Here is a 25693-nt window from a genome sequence, read left to right on the forward strand (position 1 = left end):
ATACGGTTTACGGACGGGCCGGATCCTGGAATTCGGCGAGCCGCTGCAGCAGCTTCACGGCCGCTGCAAGCTCGGCCTGTTCCGCCGTCGACAGTTGCGCGTGCAGCGCGCGGAGCAGCCAGTCGTCCTTGGCTGCGCGGTTGGCTTGCAGCACCTTGCGGAAGCCCGGTGTGACCGCGATCAGCGTCTGCCGGCCGTCGGTCGGATCGGCTGCTCCGTCGACCGCGCCGAGCGCCTCGAGCGCCGCGACCGTCACGCGCATCGACTGGGGGCGCACGCTTTCGGCACGCGCAAGCGCCGACACCGTGGCCGGGCCGTCGCGATCGAGCCGCAGCAACACCGATTTCTGCGAGGACGTGAGGTCGCTCGGATGGGTCTGCTCCCGCATCCGCCGCATCAGCTTGCCGACCGAGATGCGGAGTTCGCCGGCGAGACCGGCCAACGGGAGCGTTTCGGGGGGAGACAATGGCGAGTTCATCAATTCAAGATAGCATATCGACAGTCAAACTGTACAGTTTGACTGTACATCTCATCGTGTAAGGATCGGGCCGTCGAGCACGCTTTCGTGGCGACGCCGCACCCCATTCGGCCGCTCGCAGCGCCTCTGCGATAATGCGGGCTTCCCGTTCCCACCCGCCTTCGCCATGACGCAGCCGTCCGCCCCGCTCTCCACTGACTTGCCGCCGATCTCGTGCCTGCCCGGCGACGCGCTGCCGTGGCTGCCGATGAGCGCCGACCTGCCGGGGCTCGCGATCAAATACCTGCACATCAATGCGGCCGAGGACACGCTGACCGCGCTGCTGAAGATGCCGGCGGGCGGCACGCTGCCGCGCCACCGTCACGACGGCGAAGTGTTCGTCCATACGCTGCAGGGCGCGTGGCGCTACCGCGAATACGACTGGGTCGCGCATGCCGGTTCGACGGTGCTGGAACCGGCCGGCTCCGTGCATACGCCGGAAACGCTCGGCGCACCGGGCGAGGATGTCATCACGCTGAACGTGATGCGCGGCGACCTCGTGCTGCTCGACGACGACGGCCGCGAAACCGCGCGCGAGAACTGCCGCGTCGCGCTGCTGCGCCAGCGCAAGCATGCGCGTACGGCGCCACACGACGCGACGGCATTCGTCACGCGCTGACCTGACCCGCTGGGTTCAGGCCGTTTCGCGCTCATCCGCCCGCGCGTCGCGCCTGATTGCCTGCGGCGGCACGCCGAACCCCCGCACGAACGCGTCGCGCATGTGCCGGCGGTCGCGAAAGCCGTTCTCCTTCGCGATCACGTCGAGCGGATGGCGGCTCTGTTCGATCATCAGCCGCGCCGATTCGAGCCGCAACCGCTCGATCGCCTTCGCGGGCGACTGCCCGGTTTCGAGCGTAAACACGCGGCTGAACTGGCGCGGGCTCAGGTGCACGGCCTCGGCCAGATCCTCGACCGTCAGCGCGCGGCCGAGATTCTGCCGCGCGTAATTGAGCGCATTCTGGATCCGGTCGGATTTCGGCGCGAGATCGAGCATTTCCGAATGCTGCGACTGGCCGCCGGCGCGGCGCTGGTGCATCACGAGCTTGTGCGCGACCGACCGTGCGGCGTCGGCGCCGAGATCCTTTTCCACCATCGCGAGCGCGAGATCGAGGCCGGCCGTCATCCCGGCCGACGTCCAGATCGGGCCATCGACGATGAAGATCCGGTCGTCCTCGACGCGAATCTCCGGGTAATGCCGCTGCATGTCGCGGCCGAACGCCCAGTGCGTGGTCGCGCGACGCTGCGCGAGCAGCCCGGCCTCGGCCAGCACGAACGCGCCCGTGCAGATGCCGGCGATCCGCCGCGCCTGCCCGTTCGCGCGGCGCAGATAGGCGACGACACCGGCCGGCGCCGGCGCGGCGAGCGGATCGTTGACGCCCGCGACGATCCACGTATCGACGCCGAGCCGCCCGCGCAGCGCGCGCGTGGCGACCGGCAGCCCGAGCGACGAGCGCACGTCGCCGCCGTCGACCGAATAGTTGTGCATCGCGTAGAACGGCGCGTCCATCCCCATGTTCGCGTACTCGAACACCGACTGCGCGGCGAGCGCCATGATCTGGAAGCCGTCGCTGATCAGAAAACCGATTCGGTGCATCTGCGTTCTCCCGTTTCGTGCCGACTGGCCCGATGTCCGGAATCATACCCATCTACGTCATTTGTGTCGCAGCGCTTCGAGGCCAGAATGCGTTCACGCCATCCGGCCATCCTCGTCTCACCGAAACGGAGCACATCATGACGCAAGCACATCGCGGTACCGCCCTCATTACCGGCGCGTCGTCGGGCATCGGCGCCGTCTACGCGGACCGCCTCGCGCGCCGCGGCTACGACCTGATCCTGGTCGCGCGCAACCGCGACCGGCTGAACGCCCTCGCCGACCGCATCACGAACGACACGCAGCGCAGCGTCGAGATCGTGGACGCGGACCTCAACGACCGCGCGGCGCTCGCCGCCGTCGAAGCGAAGCTGAAACAGGACGCGAGCATCACGCTGCTCGTGAACAACGCGGGCATCGGCACGCATGCGCCGCTGCTCGACAGCGACGTCGACGCGATGACGCGGATGATCGACCTGAACGTGACCGCGCTCACGCGGCTGACCTATGCGGCCGTGCCGGGCTTCGTCGCACGCGGCCGCGGCGCGGTGATCAACATTTCGTCGATCGTCGCGATCTCGCCGGAAACGCTGAACGGCGTGTACGGCGGCAGCAAGGCGTTCGTGCTCGCGTTCAGCCAGTCGCTGCATCACGAGCTCGCCGACAAGGGCGTGCAGGTGCAGGCCGTGCTGCCCGGCGCGACGGCCACCGATTTCTGGCAGACGGGCGGCCTGCCGCTCGAGCACCTGCCGAAGGAAATCGTGATGACGGCGACGGACATGGTCGATGCGGCGCTGGTCGGGTTCGATCGCGGCGAGCTTGTGACGATCCCGTCGCTGCACGCGGGTGACGAATGGGACGCGTACGACGCCGCGCGCCGCACGATGGCGCCGCATCTGTCGGCCGATACGCCCGCGCCCCGCTACATCGCGGCGCGCTAGTTGCCGGCGGGGCCTGCGCCGCGCGGTGCGGCGCGCACGCCCAGCAGCATCGCGACCGCGCATGCGGCCAGCAATCCGGCGATCATCAGCATCGCCGAATCCATGTTGCCGGTGCGCGTGCGGATCACGCCGACGATCCACGGCGTGATCATCCCGCTCGATACGCCGATGCTGCTGATCAGCGCGATCCCGCCCGCCGCGCCGGCCCCCGCGAAATACGCGGACGGCACGGCCCAGAACACCGGATGCGCGGCGAAGATCAGCATCGCCGCGATCGACAGCAGCGCCATCATCGCGACGATGCTCGGCAGGTGCAGCGTCAGCAACGCGAGCGCCACCGCGCCGCCGAACGCGCACGCGGCGAAGTGCCGGCGCCGTTCGCGCTTGCGATCCGAGCGCCGCGCAATCGCGATCAGCCCGGCCGCGCCGATCGCATTCGGCACGATCGACAGCAGGCTGATGTGCACGACGTCGTGAATGCCGAATTCGCGAATCATCAGCGGCATCCAGAACAGCAGCATCAGCAGCGCGGTCGTCAGCGAGAAATAGATGAACGCGAACAGATAGGTGCGCGGCTCGGCCAGCACCTGCCGCAACGAGCCGGCGACGTGCGCGGGTGCACCGGCGCGATCGGCGGCGAGGTCGGCCGCGAGCCGTTGACGGTCGTCGTCGGACAGCCAGCGCGCGTGCTCGGGACGGTCGCACAGCCAGAACCACGCGATCACGCCGAGCAGGACCGCGGGCGCGCCTTCGATCGCGAACATCCATTGCCAGCCGTGCAGACCGAGCACGCCGGACATCCCGCGCATCAGCCAGCCCGACAACAGCCCGCCGACCATCCCGGCCACCGCGACGCCCGCATAGAAGATCGACAGCACCGACGCGCGCCTGCGCGCCGGAAACCAGTACGTCAGGTAGAACACGACACCCGGGAAGAAACCGGCCTCGAACAGTCCGAGCAGGAAACGCAGCACGTAGAACTGCTTCGCGCTGTCGACGGTGATCATCGCGACCGACACCGCGCCCCACAGGAACATGATCCGCGCGAACGTGCGGCGCGCGCCGAAGCGGCGCAGCAGCGCGTTGCTCGGCACCTCGAACAGCACGTAGCCGACGAAGAACAGCACGGCGCCCAGGCTGTACATCGCATCGGTCAGGCCGAGATCCTGGCGCATCTGCAACTGTGCGAAGCCGATGTTGCTGCGGTCGAGGATCGACACGATGTAGCAGATGAACAGGAACGGTACGATCCGCATGCCGATGCGGCGATACAGCGCGTCGTTGTCCGTCGTGACGGAACCGGACGCGACCGCTTGCGCGGCGTCCGCTTGAAGGGGGGCTGACATCGATCGTCTCCTCGATGGATGCGAATGCTGGGTACGAATGCGGGCCGTCGAATCGAACGCCGGTCGCCGCCGCGCGCCGGCAGCGACCGTGCGCGATTCAGTCGTGCGGCGCGGGTTCGCGCTTCACGCCGAGCATCAGCGCGGCGCCGCTCAGCGCGAGCAGCGCGGCGAGCAGGTACACCGCGAGATCCATGCTGCCGGTGCGCGTGCGGATCATCCCGATCACCCACGGGCTGACGATGCCGCTCGTGATCCCGATGCTGCTGATCAGCGCGATCCCGGCCGCGGCCGCGTTGCCCGACAGGTAGCGGGTCGGCACGGCCCAGAAGATCGGCAGCGCGGCGAAGATCAGCGTCGCCGCGATCGACAGGCACGCGAGCATCGCCGCGAAGCTGTGCAGATGCAGCGTCAATGCGGCGAGCGCGAGCGCGCCGCCGATCGTGCAGCACGCGAAGTGCTTGCGGCGTTCGCCGGTGCGGTCCGAGCGGCGCGCGATCAGCACCAGCCCCACGGCGCCCACCGCATTCGGCACGACCGTGTAGAGGCTCACGGCCACGACGTCGGTCACGCCGAAGTCGCGGATCATCAGCGGCATCCAGAAATTGAGCGTCAGCGATGCGCAGGTCAGCGCGAAATAGATGAACGCGAACAGGTAGACACGCGGGTTCGCGAGCGCGGCCGCCACGCTGCGCGCGTCGTGCGCGCCATGCGCGGCGCCGTGCGTGCGGCTTTCCGCGCACAGGGCGGCCACGCGCGCCTTTTCGTCGGGCGTGAGCCATTTGGCGTTCTGCGGCCGGTCGACCAGATACGCGAACGCGAAGAACGCGAGCACGATGGCCGGCGCGCCTTCGATCGCGAACATCCACTGCCAGCCGTGCAGCCCGAGCACGCCGCTCATGTCGCGCATGATCCAGCCGGACATCAGACCGCCGAGCACGCCGGCCACCGCGACGCCCGCGAAGAACACCGAGATCGCCGCCGCGCGCCGGTTCGCGGGGAACCAGTAGGTCAGGTACAGCACGATGCCGGGGAAGAAGCCGGCCTCGAACACGCCGAGCAGGAAGCGCAGCACGTAGAAATGCGACGGCTCCGACACGAACATCATGCCGGTCGACGCGAGGCCCCACAGCAGCATGATCCGCGTGAACGTGCGGCGTGCGCCGAAGCGGGCGAGCAGCATGTTGCTCGGCACTTCGCAGAATACGTAGCCGACGTAGAACACCGCGGCGCCGAGGCCGTACATCGCATCGCTGAAGCCGAGATCGTGCTTCATCTGCAACTGCGCGAAGCCAATGTTGATGCGGTCGAGAAACGACACGACGTAGCAGAGGAACAGGAACGGCACGATCCGCCATGCGATCTTGCGGAACAGCGGCGCGTCGCCGGATTCGGATCCGGACGCATACGCGGGAGATGCGGAAGATGCGGAAGCCGACGCCGTGGCACTCGCGTGCGCGATCGTCGCTTCGCCGGGAAGCGATTGGGGCATGTCTCTCTCCAAACGGGCCGCGCGAATCGAGCGCGCGGCAGTCTCCGAGGGCGTGCATGCGCCCTGCTTTCTTGTGAGACCGGAAATCGGCGCCGTGAGCCGCGGCGCAACGCCGCCGCCGTTCACGGGCCTTCAGGAAAACGGCGGGACGTCCGTCCGGACGCCCGGCCATCGTGACCCGCTCAGTCCTGCAGCGCGTCCCACATTTCCTTGTCGCGCTGCGCGGTCCAGATGCGCGGATGCGTGATGCCGCTCGCCTCGTCGAACGCACGCGACACGTCGAACGGCAGGCAGTGTTCGTAGATGAACACGTGGCCGAACTTCGGGTCCATCGCTTCGCGCGTGAGCGCCATCGATGCCTTCAGGTCGAGCTTGCGCTCCACCGCCTTGCGGCCCTGCTCGAGCAGCGTCGTCACGAAGTCCTTCGTGTAGTCGAGGCCCTTGTTCACGTCGGCCGGATTCAGCAGCGCGGGGCCGCGGCCCGGCACGAGCTTCTCGGCGCCCAGCGCGCGCAGCGCCTCGAGCGTGGCCGGCCACTGTTCGAGCTGGGCGTCGCCGCAATAGCAGGCGGCGTCGTATTCGACGAGGTCGCCCGAGAACAGCACCTTCTGCGACGGCAGCCAGACGATCGTGTCGCCCTTCGTGTGGCCCGAGCCGACGTGCATGATCTTCACTTCGAGCTTGCCGAGGAACAGCGTGATCTCGCGCTCGAACACGAGCGTCGGCCACGTGAGGCCCGGCACCGTCTCGACGCCCGCGAACAGGCGCGGGAAGCGTTCGATCTCCGACTTCATGTCGGCCTCGCCGCGCTCGACGATCATTTCGTACGTGCCGCGGCTCGCGATCACGTGCTGCGCGCCTTCGTCGAAATACGCCGATGCGCCGAGCACGCGCACCGCGTGGTAGTGCGACAGCACCACGTGCTTGATCGGCTTGTCCGTCACGCTGCGGATCTTCGCGATCAGGTCCTGCGCCATCGCGGGCGTCGCGGTCGTGTCGACGATCAGCACGCTGTCGTCGCCGATGATCACGCCCGAGTTCGGGTCGCCTTCGGCGGTGTACGCATATGCGTTCTCGGACAGCTTCGTCCAGGTGACCTTCTTCTCTTCCAGATCGGCTTGGGATGCGAATGCTTTGGCCATGTTGCGTTCCGTGGCTGCGAGCCATGTGTTGAGGGGAGTGAGCGGATCATCGTCCCGCGCCGGATATTTGTCAATGGCAAATCCGCTTGCTATTGTCTAATACGGGTAAACGCGTGGGCTCGCGCGGGAAATGGCGTCGGATACCATGCGGGGTTTCGTCAACGGAAGAATCATCGCGTGCAGAACCACGAAGTCAGCGCAGACGACGCGCCGCCCAAGGCGCAGCGCGGCATCCAGAGCGTCGAGGTCGGCGGCCGGCTGCTCGACGCGTTCGCGCGCCGGCGCAAACCGCTCGGGCTGTCGGAGCTGGCGGCCGAGGCCGAGTTGTCGAGCGCGCAGGCGCACACCTATCTCGTGAGCCTGACGCGCCTCGCGCTCGTCAAGCGCGACGCGATCACCGGCAACTACGAACCGGGCCCGCTGTCGCTGCGGCTCGGGCTGATGTCGATCGAGCGTCAGCCGGCCTATCGCGCGGCGCTGCCGCACGCGGCGCGGCTCGCGGAGACGGTGGGCCTGAGTGTCGCGCTGTCGGTGCCGGGCGCGCTTGGGCCGACGATCGTGCGCATCGAGCACGGCGGTTACCCGCTGCATGTGAACCTGCACGTCGGGTCGGTGATGTCGCTCGACACGACCGCCACCGGCCGCGTGTTCCGCGCCTTCGGCGACCCCGCGCAGCTCGACGCGATGGCGGCCAGCCAGGCCGGCGCGGGCGACACGCTCGCCGGCGCGGAAGACGCGCAGCCGGCGGCCGATGCCGGCGCGCGGCAGGCCGAATGCGACGCGATTCGTGCGCGCGGGATCGAGCGCGGCGTCGATCGGCCGAGCCCCGGCGTCAGCGCGATGTGCGTGCCGGTGCTGGACGCGGACGGGCGCCTGCAACTCGCCTTGACCGTGATCGGCTCGACCGGATCGATCGATGTCGGCTGGGACGGCCCGATCGCGACGGCGTTGCGCGACGCGGCGCGGCAGGCCATCGCGTCGCTCGACGCGGAACGCGACGCACCGCCGGCCGCACCGGCCGCGGCGCCGGCCACGTCGCGCGTGCCGCCCGCACTCGGCGACGACGCGAAGACGCAACGCGGAATCAACGCGCTCGACAGCACGGGCGAGCTGCTGCTCGCGCTCGTCTCCGCGGGCCGCGCGCTGCCGCTGCGCGATCTCGCGGCGGCGGCCGGGATGCCGGCTGCCAAGGCGTTCCCGCATCTGGTGAGTCTTCAGAAAATCGGCCTGCTGAGCCGCGACGACGCGGGCTGCTTCGGCGGCGGGCCGCTCGCACAGGCACTCGGGCTGATCGCGATGCAGCGCGTGTCGCCGACGCGCGATGCGGAAGCCGAAATCGTCGCGCTCGCCGCCGCGACCGACATGAGCGTGGCTGCCGCGACGCTCGGGCCGCTCGGCCCGACCGTGATCCGCCTCGAGGAATCGGCTCGGCCGCAGCACGTGAGCCTGCAGGTCGGCACCGTGATGTCGCTCGTCAATACGGCGATCGGCCGGATCTTCGCGGCCGGCATGTCCGACGACGTGCTGGCCGGACTGCTGGCCGACGAGCCGGTGCGCCTGGCCGGCAGCGCAACGCGGGTCGACGACGCGTTTCGCGCGCGGCTTGCGGCAATCCGCGCGGACGAGTTGGATTTTGCGTTCGACGCGCCGGTGCCCGGCATCGGCACGATCGCCGCACCCGTGTTCGATCACACCGGCAGTATCCGGCTCGTGATCGCGATCATCGGCTCGTCGCGCGGCTTCCCGCGCGGGCCGGACAGCGCGCTCGCGCACACGCTGCTCGCGGCGACGCGCCGGCTGTCGTGGCGGTTCGGGTGGATCGGCGCCTGATCGCCGCACGACCGCTGCACCGCCGCCGCTCGCCCCCCTGCCTGACTTCCCTTTTGCCGTTTCCTCGATGCGAGGCCGTGCTCGCCACGGCCGCGTTGCCCGTGCGCGCCACGACGGTCCGCAGGGGGTGCGTTACATGTTGCGCGGCAGCAACAAAAAGTGTCAGTAATTCTCATATAACGAAATCGCATTTCACACCGCGGTGAAGTTTCTTTATGATTAGGGTTATCCCTAATCCACCACCTCTCCGGGGTTTCGTCATGCAAACGTCTAATGTCTCGAACCGTTCCACCGAATCCGCTGGCTGGCTCGCACGCGTTGGCGAGCTGCTCGCAGAAGCCTGGGCGCTCCACCTGGAAAACTGCGAAGTCATCGCTGAAGCACACGCACGCCTGCCGCGCTAAGCGCGGCAACTGGCCGCCGGCCGGCGGCACGATTACCGGCCCGATCTACTTGTCACGGCGCGCGCCGCAAGGCCGCCGCGTCCCGGGATCGGGGCACCGGACGAATTTCATCAAACAGGCCCGCATGGCCCTGACTCGAATGGCCTCGGCACGATGCGAGCGCCATGGGCGATGGCCGGTGCCGACATGCGGTCGGCAGGGTTTTGACAGTCAGTGAACGCCGCGGCTGGCCGCTGCGTGCGCTGACGACGCGCAATCACGCAGCGTCGCATCGCGCCCGGGGCGCCGCGGAAGATTCATCCATTTTCCGGCCCCGTCGGCATTTTCCCGCCCGTATCCGGTTCAGGGCCGCGCGCACGCGTCGCGCCGCCCGATCGCCGTCCTTCCCCAGCACAGCCGCATCCATCGCCGCCGCGACGGATCGCCGGGCCGACGCTGTCCCGTCATACCTGAATCGACGGCACATCCTTCATGCACCGCAGCGCGAACATCGAGCGACTGTGGCGAATGCTCGAAATCCTGTACAGCTTCTCGCGCAGGAACCGCTCGTAGCCGGCCGTGCCATCCACCGCGACCTTGATCCAGTAGTCGTATTCGCCCGACACGAGATACGCCTCGAGCACCTCGGGCAGCGCCGCGAGTTCGGCGCCGAAGCGCGCCAGCGCGTCGTCCTCGTGGCGATCGAGCGTGACTTCGAGGATCACGATGTCCGCGTAGCCGAGCATCTTCTGGTTGACGAGCGCGACGTACCCGTCGATGTAGCCGTCGAGTTCGAGCTGCCGCGTGCGGTTCCAGCACGCGGTGGTCGACATGCCGATCTGCTCGGCCAGTTCGGCGTTCGACAGACGCGCATTTTTTTGCAGTGCACCGAGGATCTTGCGGTCCTGGTTGTCGAGGGTTTTCGGCGTGCGTTCGCGGGTAGCCATGGCAGAAAGAATCTTCTACTGAAAATCGGCATTCTATCTGAACAGGATTCCGGTTTCGGGTCTGTTTGGCTGGAAAACAGGAAGCCTTTTAACCGGCCCGCTTGATACATTTTCTCCATGCCTGTGGTCCGGCACGCTCTCCGCGACAACCCCCTCGCACCGGGACGCCTGGCCGCAATCACGAGTTGCGGCGCCGGACCTGCAGGCATGCAATTCCCCGCCTCCGCGCGGCCTATCCGGCTGCCGGGCGGCGCCCGACTTCCCTGTTCCCGTACTATCCCGTCATGTCGTTCAGGCTTTATCTGTCGTTCCTCGCTGCATCCGCCGTCCTCATCTACGCCCCCGGCCCCGTCAACCTCCTCACGATGAACCAGGCACTGCGCACCGGCTGGCGCCGCGCGCTGCCGTGCGTATGGGGCGGCACGCTCGCCGTGCTGCTGCAACTCGCGCTGACCGCGCTGTGCCTGAACTCGCTGGTCCATCTCAACGAACATGCATTGACCGTGCTGCGCTGGGCAGGCGCCGCGTACCTCGTATGGCTCGGCTGCAAGCAATGGCTCAGCCGCGCACCGGCGAATGCGGGTGCCGCGTCGGCCGAAACCGCGGTTGCCGCATCCGACGCCGACACCGGGCGCGCGCTGTTCTGGCGCGGCGTGGCGACGTCCGGGCTGAATCCTAAGACGCTGCTGTTCTTTCCGTCGTTCTTTCCGCAGTTCATCGTCCCGAACGCCGACTGGAGCCTGAACGCGCAGTTCCTGCTGCTCGCGACGACCTTCGCGGTGCTGTTCGCCGGCGGCGTCGCGTCGATGGCGCTGTTCTCGCACCGGCTGAGCCGCGCGTTGCAACGGCCGGCGCGGATGCGCGCGATGAATCGCGTGACGGGCGGGCTGCTGGTGGGGATGGGCGCGATCATGGTCGGCTGGAACTGAGGCCGGAGACGGGGCGGCGGCGCGAGCGGGTGCCGCGTCGCCCGGTGTCGCCGTCTCGAAAAAGCAGCCGGGCGCGGAATGCTTCAGGGTAGCGCCTGGTTCGTTGGACATGCCCGGCTCGCCCGGGCGATTGCATGAAGCACGTCACTACCCGCGGGCGGCGCCTCGTGAACCAGCAGCGCAACGTCGAGCGCCTGCGCCTGCTGAAGCCCGACATGGTGTTCTCGCCGCAGCAGCTCGCGGGCGAACTCCTCGCGAGCACGCTGAACGACGAACCGGTCGACAAGTCGATGATCTCGCACCCGCTGTTCGGCACCGCCGACGCCGCGTGACCGGTTCCGGCGGCTGCGCGGCCGGTACAATCGCGCGATGTCCGAATTGCTCACTTACGGCGGCCTGTGCGCCGTGTCGATGGTCGCCGCGACCCTGTTTCCGCTCCAGTCCGAAGCCGTGCTCGCCGGCCTGCTGCTCGCCGGGCGCGAACCCGTGTGGGCGCTGGTGCTGGTCGCGAGCGTCGGCAACGTCGCCGGCTCGGCGATCAACTGGGCGCTCGGCCGCGGCATCGAGCATTTCCGCGAGCGCCGCTGGTTTCCGGTGAAGCCGGCCGCGCTCGCGCGCGCCGAGGGCTGGTACCGGCGCTATGGCCGCTGGTCGTTGCTGCTGAGCTGGGCGCCGGTGATCGGCGATCCGCTGACGATGATCGCGGGCGTGCTGCGCGAGCCGCTACCGACCTTCCTCGCGATCGTCACGATCGCGAAGGTCGGCCGGTATCTGGTGATCGCGTGGCTCGTCGTGCATTGATGCGTTGACGCGCTGAGGCGTCGGGCGCACGAAGCGCGCCAGCGACGTTACTTCTTGTCCCCCGCCAGATCGATCGCCTTGTCCGATCCCACCGCGTTGCGCAGCTGGAATTTCTGGATCTTGCCGGTCGACGTCTTCGGCAACTCGCCGAAACGCACGGCCTTCGGCACCTTGAAACCGGCGAGCAGCTGCTTGCAGTGCGCGACGATCTCCTCCTCGGTCGCGCTCGCGCCTTCGCGCAATTCGACGAACGCGCACGGCACCTCGCCCCACTTCGGATCGGGCATCGCGACCACGGCCGCGACCGCGACGGCCGGATGCCGGTACAGCGCGTCCTCGACCTCGATGCTCGAGATGTTCTCGCCGCCCGAGATGATGATGTCCTTGCGGCGATCCTTGATGCGGATATAGCCGTCCGGCGTCAGCACGCCGAGATCGCCCGTATGGAACCAGCCGCCGTGGAACGCCTCGTCGGTGGCCTTCGGGTTCTTCAGGTAGCCCTTCATGCAGATGTTGCCGCGGAACATGATCTCGCCGAGCGTCTCGCCGTCGGCGGGCACCGGCGCCATCGTGTCCGGGTCGAGCACCGTCGCGCCCGCTTCCAGGTGATAGCGCACGCCCTGCCGCGCATTGAGGCGCGCGCGCTCGTCATCGGGCAGTGCTTCCCAATGCGCCTGCTTCGCACACACGGTCGCCGGGCCGTAGACCTCGGTCAGCCCGTACACGTGCAGCAGGTCGAAGCCGATCTCCTTCATCTTCGCGATCACGGCCGGCGCGGGCGCCGCACCGGCGACCATCGCGTGCACCGTGTGATCGATCCCTTCGCGGAGCTCGGCCGGCGCATTCGCGATCGCGCTCTGCACGATCGGCGCGCCGCAGTAATGCGTGATGCGCTCGCGGCGGATCAGGTCGAACACCGTCTTCGCATCGAACTTGCGCAGGCACACGTTCACGCCCGCGCGCGCCGCGACGGCCCACGGGAAGCACCAGCCGTTGCAGTGGAACATCGGCAGCGTCCACAGATACACGGCGTGCTTCGGCATGTCCCATTCGAGGATGTTGCTGATCGCCGCGAGATACGCGCCGCGATGGTGATAGACGACGCCCTTCGGGTCGCCGGTCGTGCCGGACGTGTAGTTCAGCGCGATGGCGTCCCACTCGTCGGCGGGCGGCGTCCATGCGTAGTCGGGGTCGCCGCCCGCGACGAACGCCTCGTAGTCGGTCGCACCCGCGAAGCGCGCGGGGTCGGCCGGCATCGCGTCGGCGACGCTGACGATCTTCAGGCCCGGCACCTCGAGCGCCGCGCGCTGCGCGAGATCCGCGTATTCGGTGTCCACGATCAGCACCTTCGCTTCGCCGTGACGCAGCATGAACAGCACCGACGAAATGTCGAGCCGCGTGTTGATCGTGTTGAGCACCGCGCCGGCCATCGGCACGCCGAAGTGCGCCTCGACCATCGCCGGGATATTCGGCAGCAGCGCCGCGACCGTGTCGCCGCGCGCGACGCCGGCCTGCGCGAGCGCGCTCGCCAGCTGCTTCGCGCGCGTGTAGGTTTCGCCCCACGTGCGCCGCACGTCGCCGTGCACGATGGCCAGGCGCTCGCCGTAGACTTCGGCCGCGCGGACCAGGAAGTCGATCGGCGTGAGCGGCACGTAGTTGGCATCGCGGCGGCCGAGTCCGGCCTCGAACATCTGCGTCATGATCCTGTCTCCCGTTGTCTGTCGACCGGCGCGTGCGTCGACGCCGCGGCGCACGCATCGGTCTCGTGTTCGGCCGGCGTGCGTGTTGCGTGCACTCCGATTCGTTTTGATGTGGTTCAATTGCCGACAGCCTAACGGGCGCTATTGTGAGCCGTCTGTCATCGAAACGACAGAGTGCCTTTCGCGCGCTGCGCGTTATCCCTATCCTCGCAAACCCGCACTCATGCACGACCACCTCGTTGCGCCGCCCGACGCGGCCGCCACCCCGGCCACCACGGCCGGCACGCCGTTCGAACCGGGCCCGTTGCCGGCGCTGTCGACGCTGTTCGCGCAATGCGCGTGGTTCCGCGCGCTCGCGCCGGAACATCAGGCGCTGGTGCTCGCGCAGTCGCGTGCCGAGCAGCGCGAAGCCGGCGACGTGATCGCGCAGCGGCTCGCGCCGTCCGAGTACTGGATCGGCGTGCATCGCGGGCTGCTGAAGCTGGCGATCTTCAATGCGTCGGGCCGCGGCTGCACGTTTTCCGGCGTGCCGTCGGGCGGCTGGTTCGGCGAAGGCAGCGTGATCAAGCGCGAGCTGCGCAAATACGAAGTGGTCGCGGTCCAGCGCTCGACCGTGCTGTTCGTGCCGGTCGACACGTTCCATGCGCTGCTCGACACGAGCCTGCCGTTCACGCGCTTCGTGATCCATCAGCTCAACAACCGGATGGGCGAGTTCATCGCGTCGATCCAGAACAGCCGGCTGCTCGACGTCGATGCACGGGTCGCGCAGGCGCTCGCGCAACTGTTCAATCCCGATCTGTATCCGGACACCGGCCCGTCGCTCGCGATCTCGCAGGAGGAACTGGGCATGCTCGTCGGCGTATCGCGACAGCGGATCAACCAGGCGCTGCAGCAACTCGAGAAACTCGGCGTGCTGCGGCTCGCATACAACCAGATCGACGTTGTCGACCTGGCCGCGCTCGCGCAGGTCGGCATGGAGCAGATCTGAGCGCGGCGCGATGAACGCAACCGTCGTCGACGCAGTGTGCGCAGACGCTCGGGCAGCCGCTTTCCGGCTCCCGCGCCAGCCCGTTTCCATCGGTCGATCCGCACCGCGCCCGAAACTGACAATTCCGCCAGTTTCATGTCAGTAACGCGTTCAGCCCCGACGCCTATCATTCGGGTTCCCTTCACCGACGCCTGATCACCGCCCGTCCCGCTCCCTCCATGTGGATCGTCAATCTCGCCCTCAGGCGCCCGTACACGTTCATCGTGATGGCCATCATGATCGTGCTGGCCACCCCGCTTGCGCTGATGCGCACGCCCGTCGACGTGCTGCCGGCGGTGAACATCCCCGTCATCAGCGTGATCTGGAATTACAACGGGTTCTCGGCGACGGCCATGACCAACCGGATCACGGCCGTCCACGAGCGGATCCTGACGACGACGGTCAACAACATCCAGCACATCGAATCGACGTCGCTGCCCGGCATCGCGGTCGTGAAGGTGTTCCTGCAACCGGGCGCGAACGTGCAGACGGCGATCGCGCAGACGGTGTCGTCCGCGCAGGCGATCGTCCGGCAGATGCCGCAGGGCGCGACGCCGCCGCTCGTGATCACCTATTCGGCATCGAGCATCCCGGTGATCCAGCTCGGGCTGTCGAGCAAGACGCTCAGCGAACAGTCGCTCGCCGACATCGCGCTGAACTTCCTGCGGCCGCAACTGATCACCGTCCGCGGCGCGCAGATCCCGTTCCCGTACGGCGGCCGCACGCGCGTCGTCGCGATCGATCTCGATCCGCAGGCGCTGCGCGCGAAGGGCCTCACGCCCGCCGACATCGTCAATACGATCAACGCGCAGAACCTCGTGCTGCCGACCGGCACTGCGAAGATGGGCCAGACCGAATACCGGATCGACACGAACGCGTCGGCCGACACGATCGCCGACATCAACAACCTGCCGATCCAGACCGTCAACGGCGCGACGACCTACCTGCGCGAAGTCGCGGCGGTGCGCGACGGCTTCGCGCCGCAGACCAACGTGGTGCGCCAGAACGGCCAGCGCGGCGTGCTGATCTCGATCCTGAAGACCGGCGACGCGTCGACGCTGAAGGTCGTATCGGACCTGAAGGCACTGCTGCCGAAGGTGATCCCGACGCTGCCCGAAGGGCTCACGATCACGCCGCTGTTCGATCAGTCGGTGTTCGTCAACGCCGCCGTGCAGGGCGTGATCCACGAGGCGCTGATCGCCGCCGTGCTGACCGCGATGATGATCCTGCTGTTCCTCGGCAACTGGCGCAGCACGCTGATCATCGCGATCTCGATTCCGCTGTCGATCTTCACGTCGCTGATCGCGCTGTCCGCGCTCGGCGAGACCATCAACATCATGACGCTCGGCGGGCTCGCGCTCGCGGTCGGCATTCTCGTTGACGACGCAACCGTCACCATCGAGAACATCGAGCGCCATCTGCATCTGGGGACGAACCTGCACGAAGCGATTCTCGAAGGCGCGGGCGAGATCGCGGTGCCCGCGTTCGTATCGACGCTGTGCATCTGTATCGTGTTCGTGCCGATGTTCTTCCTGACCGGCGTCGCGCGCTTCCTGTTCGTGCCGCTCGCGGAAGCCGTCGTGTTCGCGATGCTCGCATCGTACGTGCTGTCGCGCACGCTCGTGCCGACGCTCGCGATGCTGCTGTTCCGCCCGCAACAGGCGAACACCGACGCCGGCCGTTCGACGTCGCGTTTCGCGCGCATCCATCACGCGTTCAACCACGCGTTCGAGCGGCTGCGCGCGTGGTACATCGTGCTGCTGAGCATCCTGCTCGTGCGCCGCCGCTTCTACGCGATCTGCTTCCTCGGCTTCTGCGTGCTGTCGACCGGCCTCGTGTTCGTGCTCGGCCGCGACTTCTTCCCGAACGCCGACTCCGGCAACATCCGGCTGCACATGCGTGCGCCGACGGGCTACCGGATCGAGGAAACCGCGCGGCTCGCCGACCGCGTCGAGCGCGTGATCCGCGAGACCGTGCCGCCCGACGAGCTCGGTGCGATCGTCGACAACCTCGGGCTGCCGGTGAGCGGCATCAACCTGTCGTACAGCAACGCCGGCACGATCGGCACGCTCGACGGCGAGCTGCTGATCGCGCTGAAGCCCGGCCACCGCGCGACCGCGCACTACGTGCAAACATTGCGCACGCTGCTGCCGCAGCGCTTCCCGGGCGTCGAGTTCTTCTTCCAGCCGTCGGACATCATCACGCAGATCCTGAACTTCGGGCAGCCGGCCGCGATCGACGTGCAGGTGCTCGGCAACGATCTCGCGAGTAACATGACCATTGCGAGCAGCCTGATGAAAAAGATCAGGCAAATCCCCGGCGCAGTCGACGTGCACGTGCTGCAACGCAACGACGAGCCGACCCTGCTGGCCGACATGGACCGTACGCGCATGCAGCAGCTCAATCTCTCGGCGCAGAACGTCGCGCAGAACATGCTGATCTCGCTGTCCGGGAGTTCGCAGACCACCCCGTCGTTCTGGATCAACCCGCGCACCGGCGTCCAGTACCCGCTGCAGATCCAGACCCCGCAGTACAACATCGCATCGGTCGACGACCTGCTCGGCACGCCGATTGCCGCGAGCGGCCGCACCGACACGCCGCTGCAACTGCTCGGCAACCTGGTGCAGATTCGCACGGCGGAAAGCCCGGCCGTGATCACGCACTACAACATCCGGCCGGCGATCGACCTGTACGTGAGCGTCGACGGCCGGGATCTCGGCTCGGTCGCCGGCGAGATCGACCGCGTCGTGTCCGACGCGCGCGCGACGCTGCCGCGCGGCACCGAGCTGTCGGTGCGCGGCCAGGTCGAGACGATGCGCACGTCCTATATCGGCCTCGGCGCGGGCGTCGCGATGGCGATCGTGCTCGTCTACCTGCTGATCGTCGTGAACTTCCAGTCGTGGCTCGACCCGCTGATCATCATCAGCGCGATGCCGGCCGCGCTCGCCGGCATCGCGTGGATGCTGTTCATCACCGGCACGCATCTGAGCGTGCCTGCGTTGACCGGCGCGATCATGACGGTGGGCGTCGCGACGGCCAACAGTATTCTGGTGGTGTCGTTCGCGCGGCAGCGCCTCGCGGCCGGCGCGCCGCCGCTCACGGCCGCGCTCGAAGCCGGCGCGACGCGGATCCGGCCGGTGATGATGACGGCGCTCGCGATGATCATCGGGATGGTGCCGATGGCGCTCGGCCTCGGCGAAGGCGCCGAGCAGAACGCGCCGCTCGGCCGCGCGGTGATCGGCGGCCTGCTGTTCGCAACCGTTTCGACGCTGCTGTTCGTGCCGCTCGTGTTCGGCGGCGTGCATACGCGGCTGGCCCGCCGGCGCGCGCGCCAGGCCGGACACTGACTTTCGCCTATAGACCGGTCAATTCATGGAAGAGAAACATCACAGCTCCGTCGGCATCCATGTGGATGAACATGGCATGCACCTGCCGAGCCGCACGTCGGTGTCGCGGCGCGGGCGGATCGTGCTGATCGTGATCGGCGTGCTGCTGGCCGCCGGCGCGGCGCGCACGATCGTCGTCAACGTGCTGAACCGCAACCAGCTCGACGCCGTTGCCGAGCAGAACACGCGCCAGTACGTGAACGTCGTGCATCCGGTCGATGCGGCCAGCGGCGGCAAGCTGACGCTGCCCGGCACGCTGCGCGGCTTCATCGAGGCACCGATCTTCGCGCGCGCAAGCGGCTACGTGCTGCGCTGGCAGGCCGACATCGGCGCGCACGTGAAGCAGGGGCAGGTGCTGGCCGAACTCGACACGCCCGAGCTGAACCAGGAGCTCGCACAGGCCACCGCGCAGCGCCAGCAGGCGCAGGCGACGCTCGCGCTCGCGAAGACGTCGTTCGACCGCGCGCAGCAGTTGCGCCAGCGCGATGCGGTGTCGCAGCAGGAACTCGACGACCGGCAAGGCGCGTTCAACCAGGGCACCGCGAACCTCGCCGCGGCCGACGCGAACGTGCGGCGGCTCACCGAGCTGAAGGGCTTCCAGCGCATCGTCGCGCCGATCGACGGGATCGTCACGCAGCGCAACGTCGACGTCGGCGACCTCGTGAACGCCGGCAACGCGGGCCGCGCGCTGTTCACCGTCGTGCAGGCCGACCGGCTGCGCCTGTACGTGCAGGTGCCGCAGGCGTACGCGCAGCAGGTCAAGCTCGGCCAGCACGTGAGCATCGGGCAGGCCGAACTGGCCGGCCACACTTTCGACGGCACGATCACGCGCACGTCGCAGGCGATCGACGTCGCGACGCGTTCGCTGCAGATCGAGATCACGCTGCCGAACCCGGACGGCCGGCTGCTCCCCGGCGCATACGTGCAGGCGACGCTGCCGATGACGCCGGTCGGCCGCCTGCAGATTCCCGCGAACACGCTGCTGTTCCGTGCCGAAGGGCCGACGGTCGCGACCGTCGATGCGAACGGCCACGTGCGCCTGAAGGCCGTGTCGGTCGTGCGAACGATCGGCCAGACGCTCGAAGTCGACGGCCCGCTCACGCCGAACGACCGCCTCGTCGCGAACCCGAGCGACGCGCTCGCGGAAGGCGACACGGTCGTCGTGCAGGCGCCGGTCGCGCAGCCGGCCTCCACGGTTGCGGGAGCGAAGTCGTGATCGCGATGCGCGCGCGCGTGCGCCCCGCGGCGGTTGCGGCCGCGGCGACGGTCGCGCTCGCGGCCCTCGCCGGCTGCACCGTCGGCCCCGATTACCACCGCCCGGACGTCGTTACACCGGCCGCGTGGCGGCTCGATCCGGCCGACGCGTACTGGCAGCCGGCCGCGCCGGCCCGCGCGCCGCTCGATCCGGCATGGTGGCGCGCGTTCGGCGATGCGCAGCTCGATGCGCTGGAGGCCGACGCGCTGCGCAACAACCAGAACCTGAAGGCCGTCGCCGCGCGCTACGACCAGGCGAAGGCCACGCTCGCGTCGGTCGCATCCGCGCAGTATCCGGCCGTCAACCTCAACGCGAGCGGCCAGCGCTTCAAGATCTCCGCCGACCGGCCGCGGACCAACTACGCGACGGCGAGCGCGTCGACGGTGCAGAACGACATCCAGGTCGGCGCGAGCGTCAGCTACGAGCTCGACTTGTTCAGCCGCGTGCGGCGCAATGTCGAATCCGCGCAGGCCAGCTCGGAGCAGGCGCGCGACGATTTCGCGAACGCGCGCCTCGTGCTGACCGCCGATCTCGCGTCGAGCTACTTCGCGCTGCGCGAGCTCGATACCGAGATCGACGTGGTCAAGCGCTCGATCGACCTGCAGCAGAAGGCGCTCGACTACGTGAGCGCGCGCCACGACCTCGGCGCGGTCTCGGGCCTCGACCTGCTGCAGCAGCGCTCGCAGCTCGATGCGACGCGCACGCAGGCGCAGTTGCTGATCCAGCAGCGCGCGCAGGTGGAAACCGCGATCGCGACGCTGGTCGGCACGCCGGCCCCTGCGTTCTCGCTGCCGGCGCGCGTCGTGCCGATCAACGCGCCCCCGTTGCCGACCGGCATGCCGAGCGACCTGCTGCAGCGGCGCCCCGACGTCGCGTCCGCCGAGCGCGCGATGGCCGCCGCGAACGCGCAGATCGGCGTCGCGCGCGCCGCGTATTTCCCGCACATCGCGCTGTCGCCCGACATCGGCTGGGATGCGACGCGCTTCGCCGGCCTGTTCACCGTGCCGGCGCTGCTGTGGTCGGTGGGCGCGTCGGTCAGCCAGCCGCTGTTCGCAGGCGGCAAGCTGAAGGCCGGCGTCGATTTCGCGCAGGCCGGCTACGTGGCCGCGCAGGCCAACTACCGGCAGACCGTGCTGACCGCATTCCAGGAGGTGCAGAATGCGGTGACGGGCTTGTCGGTGCTCGCGCAGGCCGCGCAGCAGGCGTCGGCCGCCGTCGACGATGCGCGCAAGCTCGTGTCGCTCGCGCAGGACCGCTACGCGGGCGGCCTGGCGCCGTTCATCGACGTGCTGACCGCCGAGCAGCAATTGCTGACGAGCGAGCGCCAGGCGGTGCAGATCCAGGGCCAGCGCGCGGCGCTGGTGGTGTTTCTCGCGAAGGCGCTCGGCGGCGGCTGGGACGGCAGCGCCGCGTCGGCCGCCGTCGCGGCGGCGGCGCCGCAGCCCGAAACGGGCGTGGCCCCCTAACCCGGTTACGCGGACAAGCCTATGAAAGTCCTGATCGTCGAAGACGAACCGAAAGTCGTCGAATACCTTAAAAGTGGCCTGACCGAGGAAGGCTGGGTCGTGGACACCGCGCTCGACGGCGAGGACGGCGCGTGGAAGGCCGTCGAGTTCGACTACGACGTGGTCGTGCTCGACGTGATGCTGCCGAAGCTCGACGGCTTCGGCGTGCTGCGCGCGTTGCGCGCGCAGAAGCAGACGCCCGTCATCATGCTGACCGCGCGCGACCGCGTCGACGACCGCGTGCGCGGCCTGCGCGGCGGCGCCGACGACTACCTGACCAAACCGTTCTCGTTCCTCGAGCTGATCGAGCGGCTGCGCGCGCTGACGCGCCGCGCGCGCGTGCAGGAATCGACGCTGATCTCGATCGGCGACCTGCGCGTCGACCTGATCGGCCGCCGCGCGACCCGCGACGGCACGCGCCTCGACCTGACCGCGCAGGAATTCCAGCTGCTCGGCGTGCTGGCGCGGCGCAGCGGCGAGGTGCTGTCGAAGACGACGATCGCCGAACTCGTGTGGGACGTGAACTTCGACAGCAACGCGAACGTCGTCGAGACGGCGATCAAGCGGCTGCGCGCGAAGCTCGACGGCCCGTTCGCGGAGAAACTGCTGCACACGATCCGCGGGATGGGCTACGTGCTCGAGGCGCGCGACGACGCCGATAGCGAGAGGCACCCATGAAACGCTCGATCACGCTGCGCCTTTCCGCGATGTTCGGCATCGTGTCGCTGCTCGTGTTCACGCTGGTCGGCTGCGGGCTGTTCGTGATGATGGAGCGCCAGTTGTTCGCCGAACTGCGCGCGACGATCGACACGCGCGCGAAGGTCGCGCAGATGATCGTGTCGCATGCGACCACGGCCGCACGCGGCCGCCTGATGCAGGAGAAGCTCGCCGACCTCGAACCGCCCGACGGGTCGACGCGCTATCAGGTCGACGGCCCCGACGCCGACTTCCGCTTCGGCCATCCGGTCGACGGCGTGCCCGTCGGCAAACCGTTCGGTGCGTTCCAGCAGTACGCGCTCAACGGCAGCAGCTACGACGTGATGACGAAGACCGTCGCGGTCAAGGGCAGCGGCGAGCGGCCCGACCTGAAGCTGATCGTCGCGACGTCGTGCGAGCGCACGCAGCGGATGCTGCGGCGGTTCGTGTGGACGCTCGCCGCGCTGATCGCGACGGCCACCGTCATCACGCTGCTGCTGAGCCGCGCGGTCGCGCGCTTCGGGCTCGCGCCGCTCGAACGGCTGTCGCAGGATGCCGCGGCGGTCAGCGCCACCAACCGCCGCCAGCGGCTGCATACCGACGCGCTGCCCACCGAGCTGCGCGATCTCGCCGCGTCGTTCAACGGCGCGCTCGAACGCATCCAGCAAACCTACGCGCGGCTCGAAGCGTTCAACGCGGACGTCGCGCACGAATTGCGCACGCCGATCAGCATCCTGATCGGCCAGACCCAGGTCGCGCTGACGAGCCGCGACCGCTCGGTCGACCGGATGCGCCAGACGCTGCAGTCGAACCTCGAGGAGTTCGAACGGCTGCGCGTGATCATCAATGACATGCTGTTCCTGTCGCGCAGCGATCGCGGCGAGCGCGCGACCGACCTGAAGCAGGTGTCGCTCGCCGACGAGGTGCGGCGCATGCTCGACTTCCTCGAGATTCCGCTCGATGAAGCGCAGTTGCACGCCGAACTGGACGGCGACGCGCGCGCGGCCGTCGATCCGTCGCTGTTCCGCCGCGCGATGACGAACCTGCTGATCAACGCGATCCAGCATTCCGCGCCCGGCGCGACGCTGAACGTGACGATCACGCGCCGCGACACGCTCGTCGACGTGTCGGTCGCGAATCCCGGCGAGCCGATCGATCCCGTGCAGCGTTCGCACGTATTCGAGCGCTTCTACCGGCTCGAGGAAGCGCGCGCGAACAGCAAGGAGAATCACGGGCTCGGGCTGTCGATCGTCAAGGCTGTCGCGGAAATGCACGGCGGCAGCGTGTTCGTCGCGTGCTCCGGCGGCATCAATACGTTCGGCTTCTCGGTGTCGACGCAGCCGTTCGCCGGCACCCCGCTGCGCGCGGCCGACGCAACCGACCCGCATACGCTGCACCCGGCGCCCGCGTCGCGCGCGATGCCTTGACGGCGGCCGCACCGGCGAGGGCAGTTTTCTTCAATACGGGGCCGCCCCGCGTGTTTAGTCTCGATGCGACTTTCACCTTCGCATGGAGACATCCGATGAGCATGCTGGTTTCGATGGCCGCGTTCGCGCTGGCGTCGTCGATCACACCCGGTCCCGTCAACATCGTCGCGCTCAGTGCGGGCGCGCGCCACGGTCTCGGCGCAAGCCTGCGCTATGCGGCCGGCGCGACGCTCGGCTTCGTCGCCCTGTTCCTGCTGATCGGCCTCGGGCTGCACGCGGCGCTCGCGCGCTGGCCGATGCTGACCACCGCCACCCAATGGTCGGGGATCGCGTTCCTGCTCTACCTCGCACTGCGGCTCGCGCTCGACGACGGCCGGGTGTCGGCCGACCCCGCCGATCCGGGCGCGCCGAACGTTGCGGGCCCGTCGGCGGCGGCCGGCGCGGCGATGCAGTGGTTGAATCCGAAAGCGTGGCTCGCGTGCGTGGCCGCGATGGGCGCGTATGCGGCCGACGGCGACCGCACGCAGGTCTGGCAATTCGCCGCGCTGTATCTGGTGATCTGTTTTGCGTCGATCGCGTGCTGGGCGTATGCGGGCGCAGCGCTGCGGCACCGGCTCGCGAACGCGCGGCGGATGCGGTTGTTCAACCGCGCGATGGCGTTGCTGCTTGCGGGCAGCGCGCTTTATCTGCTCGACGTCTAGGGTCGTCTCGGCGAAGTGTGTTGTTGCGGCAGGCGCCGCCGGCGGACGTTGATGCAGCGCGTTGCCGGCGGTTTGGGGGCTGCGGTTTGGGGCTGCGGTTTGGGGTCTGCGGTTTGGGGGCTGCGGTTTGCGGTTTGCGTGTGCCGTTTGCGTGTGCGGTGTGCGGTTTGCGCTGCGCAAGGTTGCGGTCTGCCGCGTGCGTCCGGCACCCGCCCGACCGTCCCCCCGCTCAGTTGGCCGCGCTTCGATACTGCCCCGGCGTCGCGGCCGCAATCCGTCGAAATGCGCGCTGGAAATGCGCCTGGTCCGCGAACCCGGCATCGAGCGCGACGTCCGCGATCGACCGGCCGCGGCGCAGTTCCGCGCGGCCGTACTGCACGCGACGATCGATCAGGAACGCATGCGGCGTCATCCCGTAGCGGGCGTTGAACGCGCGAATCAGATAGGACGGCGACAGGTCGGCGGCCGCGCAGATCGCATCGAGCGTGACGGCCTGCCGGCAATGCGCGGCGATGTAGTCGGCCGCGCGCGCGAGCTTCGCGTTGTCGGCGCCGCGCACGGCGCCCGCAGGCAGGTCGCGATCGAGCGCGCCGTGCAGTCGCGTGAAGAATTCGACCGCCGCGCTTTCCTTGCCGAGCGGGTCGACAGCGGGCGACACGAGCGTGCGGTAGAACCCGCCGAATTGCGCGAACAGGTCGCGCCGTTGCGTCGACTTCGGCGAAAAGCCATGAAAATCGCCGTTCGGATCGCGCCCCAGCGAATGCTGCAGCCGCGTGAGCCACGGCACGTCGACGTAGATCATCCGGTATGCCCACGCGTCGGGGCCGTACGGGTTGCACGCGTGCACCTGTTCCGGATCGATGATCACGAGCACGCCGCGCCCGACCTGCTCTTTCGTCGCGCCGTTCAGGTAGGTGCTCGTGCCGCCGACGATCGCGCCGAGCGAAAACGTATCGTGCGTGTGTTTCGCGTAGCAGATCGTCCGCCCGTCGTCGACGGTGCGCGCCTCGATGAACGGCAGCGCGGCATCGCGCCAGAATGGCGACGGCACGGCAACGGTGTTGGCGGAACGGCTCACGCGACAGGCTCCCGGATCGGATGGCGAACGCACACCGTACAAGAGTGCGCCGCGCGATGCAACCAGCGGGCGCGTCGCGGCCGGATCGCCTAAGCTTTGAATTCCGGCCGCCGCGGCGCATGCGGCGGGTTCCGTTCCCTCTTCGAACCGGTACGTTCATGCACATCGATCTGAAAGGCAAGACCGCGGTCGTCACCGCTTCCACCGCCGGCATCGGGCTGGCAATCGCCGAAGGGCTCGCGCGTGCGGGCGCGCGCGTCGTGATCAACGGGCGCAGCGACCAATCGGTCGAATCCGCCCGCGCGCAGCTGCGCGCCGCGGTGCCGGACGCGGACATCGACGGCGTCGCCGCCGACCTGTCCGACGCCGCCGGCGCCGCGCGCATCGCGCAGCACACGCCGGACGCCGACATCCTCGTGAACAACGCGGGCATCTACGGGCTGAAAGCGTTCTTCGACATCGAGGACGACGAATGGGCCCATTACTTCCAGATGAACGTGATGTCCGGCGTGCGTCTCGCGCGGCACTACCTGAAGGGGATGCTCGCGCGCAATACGGGGCGCATCGTCTTCATTTCGTCGGAATCGGGCCTGAACATCCCGGTCGACATGATTCACTACGGGTTCACGAAAACCGCGCAGCTGTCGATTGCGCGCGGGCTCGCGAAGCTCGCGGCCGGTACGAACGTGACGGTCAATTCGGTGCTGCCGGGGCCGACGATGTCGGAAGGCGTGCGCACGATGCTGAAGGCGCAGGCCGACGAAACGGGCCGCAGCATCGACGATGTTGCAGTGGAGTTCGTGCGCAGCGAGCGTGCGACGTCGATCATCCAGCGGCCGGCGACGACGGAGGAAGTGGCGAACCTGGTCGTGTACGTCTGCTCGCCGCAGGCATCGGCAACGACGGGCGCGGCGTTGCGCGTGGACGGCGGCGTGGTCGATACGATCGCGTGACGGCAACCCCGGCCGACACGATCGCTACGGCAGGCGCGGCGGACGGCCG

The 25693-nt window shown here is 68.5% G+C and carries 21 protein-coding genes and 1 pseudogene; 14 read left to right on the forward strand and 8 right to left on the reverse strand.

From position 1 onward, the window contains the following. Positions 1 to 7 precede the first annotated feature (7 nt). Positions 8 to 478 carry a MarR family winged helix-turn-helix transcriptional regulator gene (locus O1Q03_RS02400; RefSeq protein WP_269501476.1) on the reverse strand — a complete coding sequence of 157 codons (471 nt, stop codon included), beginning with the start codon at positions 476 to 478 and terminating at the stop codon, positions 8 to 10. Between the two features lie 166 nt (positions 479 to 644). Here O1Q03_RS02400 and O1Q03_RS02405 point away from each other — a divergent pair, with 166 nt between their 5' ends. Beyond that, the gene (locus O1Q03_RS02405; RefSeq protein WP_269501477.1) at positions 645 to 1136 is read left to right on the forward strand and encodes a 2,4'-dihydroxyacetophenone dioxygenase family protein; all 492 of its coding nucleotides are present in this window, start codon (positions 645 to 647) and stop codon (positions 1134 to 1136) included. 15 nt (positions 1137 to 1151) lie between these two features. Here the strand turns inward: O1Q03_RS02405 and O1Q03_RS02410 are convergent, their stop codons facing one another. Continuing rightward, entirely contained in the window at positions 1152 to 2111 is a 960-nt protein-coding gene (locus tag O1Q03_RS02410) for a GlxA family transcriptional regulator (protein ID WP_269501478.1), read from the reverse strand. Positions 2112 to 2248: 137 nt separating this feature from the next. Between O1Q03_RS02410 and O1Q03_RS02415 the strand changes: the two genes are divergently transcribed. Continuing rightward, positions 2249 to 3049, forward strand: a complete 801-nt coding sequence (locus tag O1Q03_RS02415; protein ID WP_269501479.1) for an SDR family NAD(P)-dependent oxidoreductase — start codon at positions 2249 to 2251, stop codon at positions 3047 to 3049. Here the strand turns inward: O1Q03_RS02415 and O1Q03_RS02420 are convergent. From O1Q03_RS02420 to O1Q03_RS02430, 3 genes are all read right to left on the reverse strand, one after another. Then, positions 3046 to 4395: an MFS transporter gene (locus O1Q03_RS02420; protein ID WP_269501482.1), complete on the reverse strand. Its 1350-nt coding sequence runs from the start codon at positions 4393 to 4395 to the stop codon at positions 3046 to 3048. The two genes, O1Q03_RS02415 and O1Q03_RS02420, sit on opposite strands and share 4 nt — an antisense overlap. 97 nt (positions 4396 to 4492) lie before the next feature. Further along, positions 4493 to 5884, reverse strand: coding sequence for an MFS transporter (locus O1Q03_RS02425; protein ID WP_269501483.1), 1392 nt, complete (start codon positions 5882 to 5884; stop codon positions 4493 to 4495). 182 nt (positions 5885 to 6066) lie between these two features. Further along, a complete protein-coding gene (locus tag O1Q03_RS02430; RefSeq protein WP_269501484.1) occupies positions 6067 to 7026 on the reverse strand; it encodes an MBL fold metallo-hydrolase in 960 nt (319 codons plus the stop codon). 177 nt (positions 7027 to 7203) lie between these two features. Between O1Q03_RS02430 and O1Q03_RS02435 the strand changes: the two genes are divergently transcribed. Further along, the gene (locus O1Q03_RS02435) at positions 7204 to 8856 is read left to right on the forward strand and encodes an IclR family transcriptional regulator (protein WP_269501486.1); all 1653 of its coding nucleotides are present in this window, start codon (positions 7204 to 7206) and stop codon (positions 8854 to 8856) included. 847 nt (positions 8857 to 9703) lie between these two features. On the opposite strand, the gene O1Q03_RS02440 is transcribed toward O1Q03_RS02435, so the two are convergent. Then, a complete protein-coding gene (locus O1Q03_RS02440; protein WP_269501488.1) occupies positions 9704 to 10186 on the reverse strand; it encodes an Lrp/AsnC family transcriptional regulator in 483 nt (160 codons plus the stop codon). 284 nt (positions 10187 to 10470) lie between these two features. On the opposite strand from O1Q03_RS02440, the gene O1Q03_RS02445 reads away from it, so the two are divergent. From O1Q03_RS02445 to O1Q03_RS02455, 3 genes and pseudogenes are all read left to right on the forward strand, one after another. Next, positions 10471 to 11115 (forward strand): LysE family translocator, encoded by a 645-nt coding sequence (locus tag O1Q03_RS02445; protein WP_269501489.1) that lies wholly within the window; start codon positions 10471 to 10473, stop codon positions 11113 to 11115. A 164-nt stretch (positions 11116 to 11279) separates the two neighbouring features. Then, positions 11280 to 11447 (forward strand): annotated as a pseudogene (locus O1Q03_RS02450) (voltage-gated potassium channel protein); the annotation flags it as partial. Positions 11448 to 11484: 37 nt separating this feature from the next. After that, positions 11485 to 11916: a YqaA family protein gene (locus O1Q03_RS02455; protein ID WP_269501491.1), complete on the forward strand. Its 432-nt coding sequence runs from the start codon at positions 11485 to 11487 to the stop codon at positions 11914 to 11916. Between the two features lie 47 nt (positions 11917 to 11963). Here O1Q03_RS02455 and O1Q03_RS02460 read toward each other — a convergent pair whose 3' ends face one another. Continuing rightward, positions 11964 to 13616, reverse strand: coding sequence for an acyl-CoA synthetase (locus O1Q03_RS02460; RefSeq protein WP_269501492.1), 1653 nt, complete (start codon positions 13614 to 13616; stop codon positions 11964 to 11966). Between the two features lie 223 nt (positions 13617 to 13839). Here O1Q03_RS02460 and O1Q03_RS02465 point away from each other — a divergent pair, with 223 nt between their 5' ends. The 7 genes from O1Q03_RS02465 to O1Q03_RS02495 all read left to right on the forward strand — a co-directional run bounded on the left by O1Q03_RS02465 (position 13840) and on the right by O1Q03_RS02495 (position 23613). After that, positions 13840 to 14604: a Crp/Fnr family transcriptional regulator gene (locus O1Q03_RS02465; RefSeq protein ID WP_269501494.1), complete on the forward strand. Its 765-nt coding sequence runs from the start codon at positions 13840 to 13842 to the stop codon at positions 14602 to 14604. A gap of 218 nt (positions 14605 to 14822) precedes the next feature. After that, positions 14823 to 17990, forward strand: coding sequence for an efflux RND transporter permease subunit (locus O1Q03_RS02470; RefSeq protein WP_269501496.1), 3168 nt, complete (start codon positions 14823 to 14825; stop codon positions 17988 to 17990). A 25-nt stretch (positions 17991 to 18015) separates the two neighbouring features. Next, positions 18016 to 19245: an efflux RND transporter periplasmic adaptor subunit gene (locus O1Q03_RS02475; RefSeq protein WP_269501497.1), complete on the forward strand. Its 1230-nt coding sequence runs from the start codon at positions 18016 to 18018 to the stop codon at positions 19243 to 19245. Between the two features lie 5 nt (positions 19246 to 19250). Next, complete coding sequence (locus O1Q03_RS02480) at positions 19251 to 20750, forward strand: efflux transporter outer membrane subunit (RefSeq protein WP_269501531.1); 1500 nt, start codon at positions 19251 to 19253, stop codon at positions 20748 to 20750. Positions 20751 to 20771: 21 nt separating this feature from the next. Further along, positions 20772 to 21467 (forward strand): heavy metal response regulator transcription factor, encoded by a 696-nt coding sequence (locus O1Q03_RS02485; protein WP_269501498.1) that lies wholly within the window; start codon positions 20772 to 20774, stop codon positions 21465 to 21467. Then, positions 21464 to 22912 carry a heavy metal sensor histidine kinase gene (locus O1Q03_RS02490; protein WP_269501499.1) on the forward strand — a complete coding sequence of 483 codons (1449 nt, stop codon included), beginning with the start codon at positions 21464 to 21466 and terminating at the stop codon, positions 22910 to 22912. Before O1Q03_RS02485 ends, O1Q03_RS02490 begins: the two co-directional genes overlap by 4 nt. Positions 22913 to 23007: 95 nt before the next feature. Next, the gene (locus tag O1Q03_RS02495) at positions 23008 to 23613 is read left to right on the forward strand and encodes a LysE family translocator (RefSeq protein WP_269501500.1); all 606 of its coding nucleotides are present in this window, start codon (positions 23008 to 23010) and stop codon (positions 23611 to 23613) included. Between the two features lie 229 nt (positions 23614 to 23842). On the opposite strand, the gene O1Q03_RS02500 is transcribed toward O1Q03_RS02495, so the two are convergent. Next, positions 23843 to 24691, reverse strand: coding sequence for an AraC family transcriptional regulator (locus O1Q03_RS02500; RefSeq protein ID WP_269501501.1), 849 nt, complete (start codon positions 24689 to 24691; stop codon positions 23843 to 23845). 158 nt (positions 24692 to 24849) lie between these two features. Between O1Q03_RS02500 and O1Q03_RS02505 the strand changes: the two genes are divergently transcribed. Beyond that, positions 24850 to 25644: an SDR family NAD(P)-dependent oxidoreductase gene (locus tag O1Q03_RS02505; RefSeq protein ID WP_269501502.1), complete on the forward strand. Its 795-nt coding sequence runs from the start codon at positions 24850 to 24852 to the stop codon at positions 25642 to 25644. Positions 25645 to 25693 lie beyond the last annotated feature (49 nt).

Origin of the sequence: Burkholderia sp. IMCC1007 (genome assembly GCF_027257875.1) — a bacterium.
Classification (GTDB): domain Bacteria; phylum Pseudomonadota; class Gammaproteobacteria; order Burkholderiales; family Burkholderiaceae; genus Burkholderia.

Bases quoted from the DNA above. Each gene is read 5' to 3' on its own strand.
- O1Q03_RS02400 (WP_269501476.1), bottom strand. From the start codon at position 478: ATGAACTCGCCATTGTCTCCCCCCGAAACGCTCCCGTTGGCCGGTCTC.
- O1Q03_RS02405 (WP_269501477.1), top strand. From the start codon at position 645: ATGACGCAGCCGTCCGCCCCGCTCTCCACTGACTTGCCGCCGATCTCG.
- O1Q03_RS02410 (WP_269501478.1), bottom strand. From the start codon at position 2,111: ATGCACCGAATCGGTTTTCTGATCAGCGACGGCTTCCAGATCATGGCG.
- O1Q03_RS02415 (WP_269501479.1), top strand. From the start codon at position 2,249: ATGACGCAAGCACATCGCGGTACCGCCCTCATTACCGGCGCGTCGTCG.
- O1Q03_RS02420 (WP_269501482.1), bottom strand. From the start codon at position 4,395: ATGTCAGCCCCCCTTCAAGCGGACGCCGCGCAAGCGGTCGCGTCCGGT.
- O1Q03_RS02425 (WP_269501483.1), bottom strand. From the start codon at position 5,884: ATGCCCCAATCGCTTCCCGGCGAAGCGACGATCGCGCACGCGAGTGCC.
- O1Q03_RS02430 (WP_269501484.1), bottom strand. From the start codon at position 7,026: ATGGCCAAAGCATTCGCATCCCAAGCCGATCTGGAAGAGAAGAAGGTC.
- O1Q03_RS02440 (WP_269501488.1), bottom strand. From the start codon at position 10,186: ATGGCTACCCGCGAACGCACGCCGAAAACCCTCGACAACCAGGACCGC.
- O1Q03_RS02445 (WP_269501489.1), top strand. From the start codon at position 10,471: ATGTCGTTCAGGCTTTATCTGTCGTTCCTCGCTGCATCCGCCGTCCTC.
- O1Q03_RS02455 (WP_269501491.1), top strand. From the start codon at position 11,485: ATGTCCGAATTGCTCACTTACGGCGGCCTGTGCGCCGTGTCGATGGTC.
- O1Q03_RS02460 (WP_269501492.1), bottom strand. From the start codon at position 13,616: ATGACGCAGATGTTCGAGGCCGGACTCGGCCGCCGCGATGCCAACTAC.
- O1Q03_RS02465 (WP_269501494.1), top strand. From the start codon at position 13,840: ATGCACGACCACCTCGTTGCGCCGCCCGACGCGGCCGCCACCCCGGCC.
- O1Q03_RS02470 (WP_269501496.1), top strand. From the start codon at position 14,823: ATGTGGATCGTCAATCTCGCCCTCAGGCGCCCGTACACGTTCATCGTG.
- O1Q03_RS02475 (WP_269501497.1), top strand. From the start codon at position 18,016: ATGGAAGAGAAACATCACAGCTCCGTCGGCATCCATGTGGATGAACAT.
- O1Q03_RS02480 (WP_269501531.1), top strand. From the start codon at position 19,251: ATGCGCGCGCGCGTGCGCCCCGCGGCGGTTGCGGCCGCGGCGACGGTC.
- O1Q03_RS02485 (WP_269501498.1), top strand. From the start codon at position 20,772: ATGAAAGTCCTGATCGTCGAAGACGAACCGAAAGTCGTCGAATACCTT.
- O1Q03_RS02490 (WP_269501499.1), top strand. From the start codon at position 21,464: ATGAAACGCTCGATCACGCTGCGCCTTTCCGCGATGTTCGGCATCGTG.
- O1Q03_RS02495 (WP_269501500.1), top strand. From the start codon at position 23,008: ATGAGCATGCTGGTTTCGATGGCCGCGTTCGCGCTGGCGTCGTCGATC.
- O1Q03_RS02505 (WP_269501502.1), top strand. From the start codon at position 24,850: ATGCACATCGATCTGAAAGGCAAGACCGCGGTCGTCACCGCTTCCACC.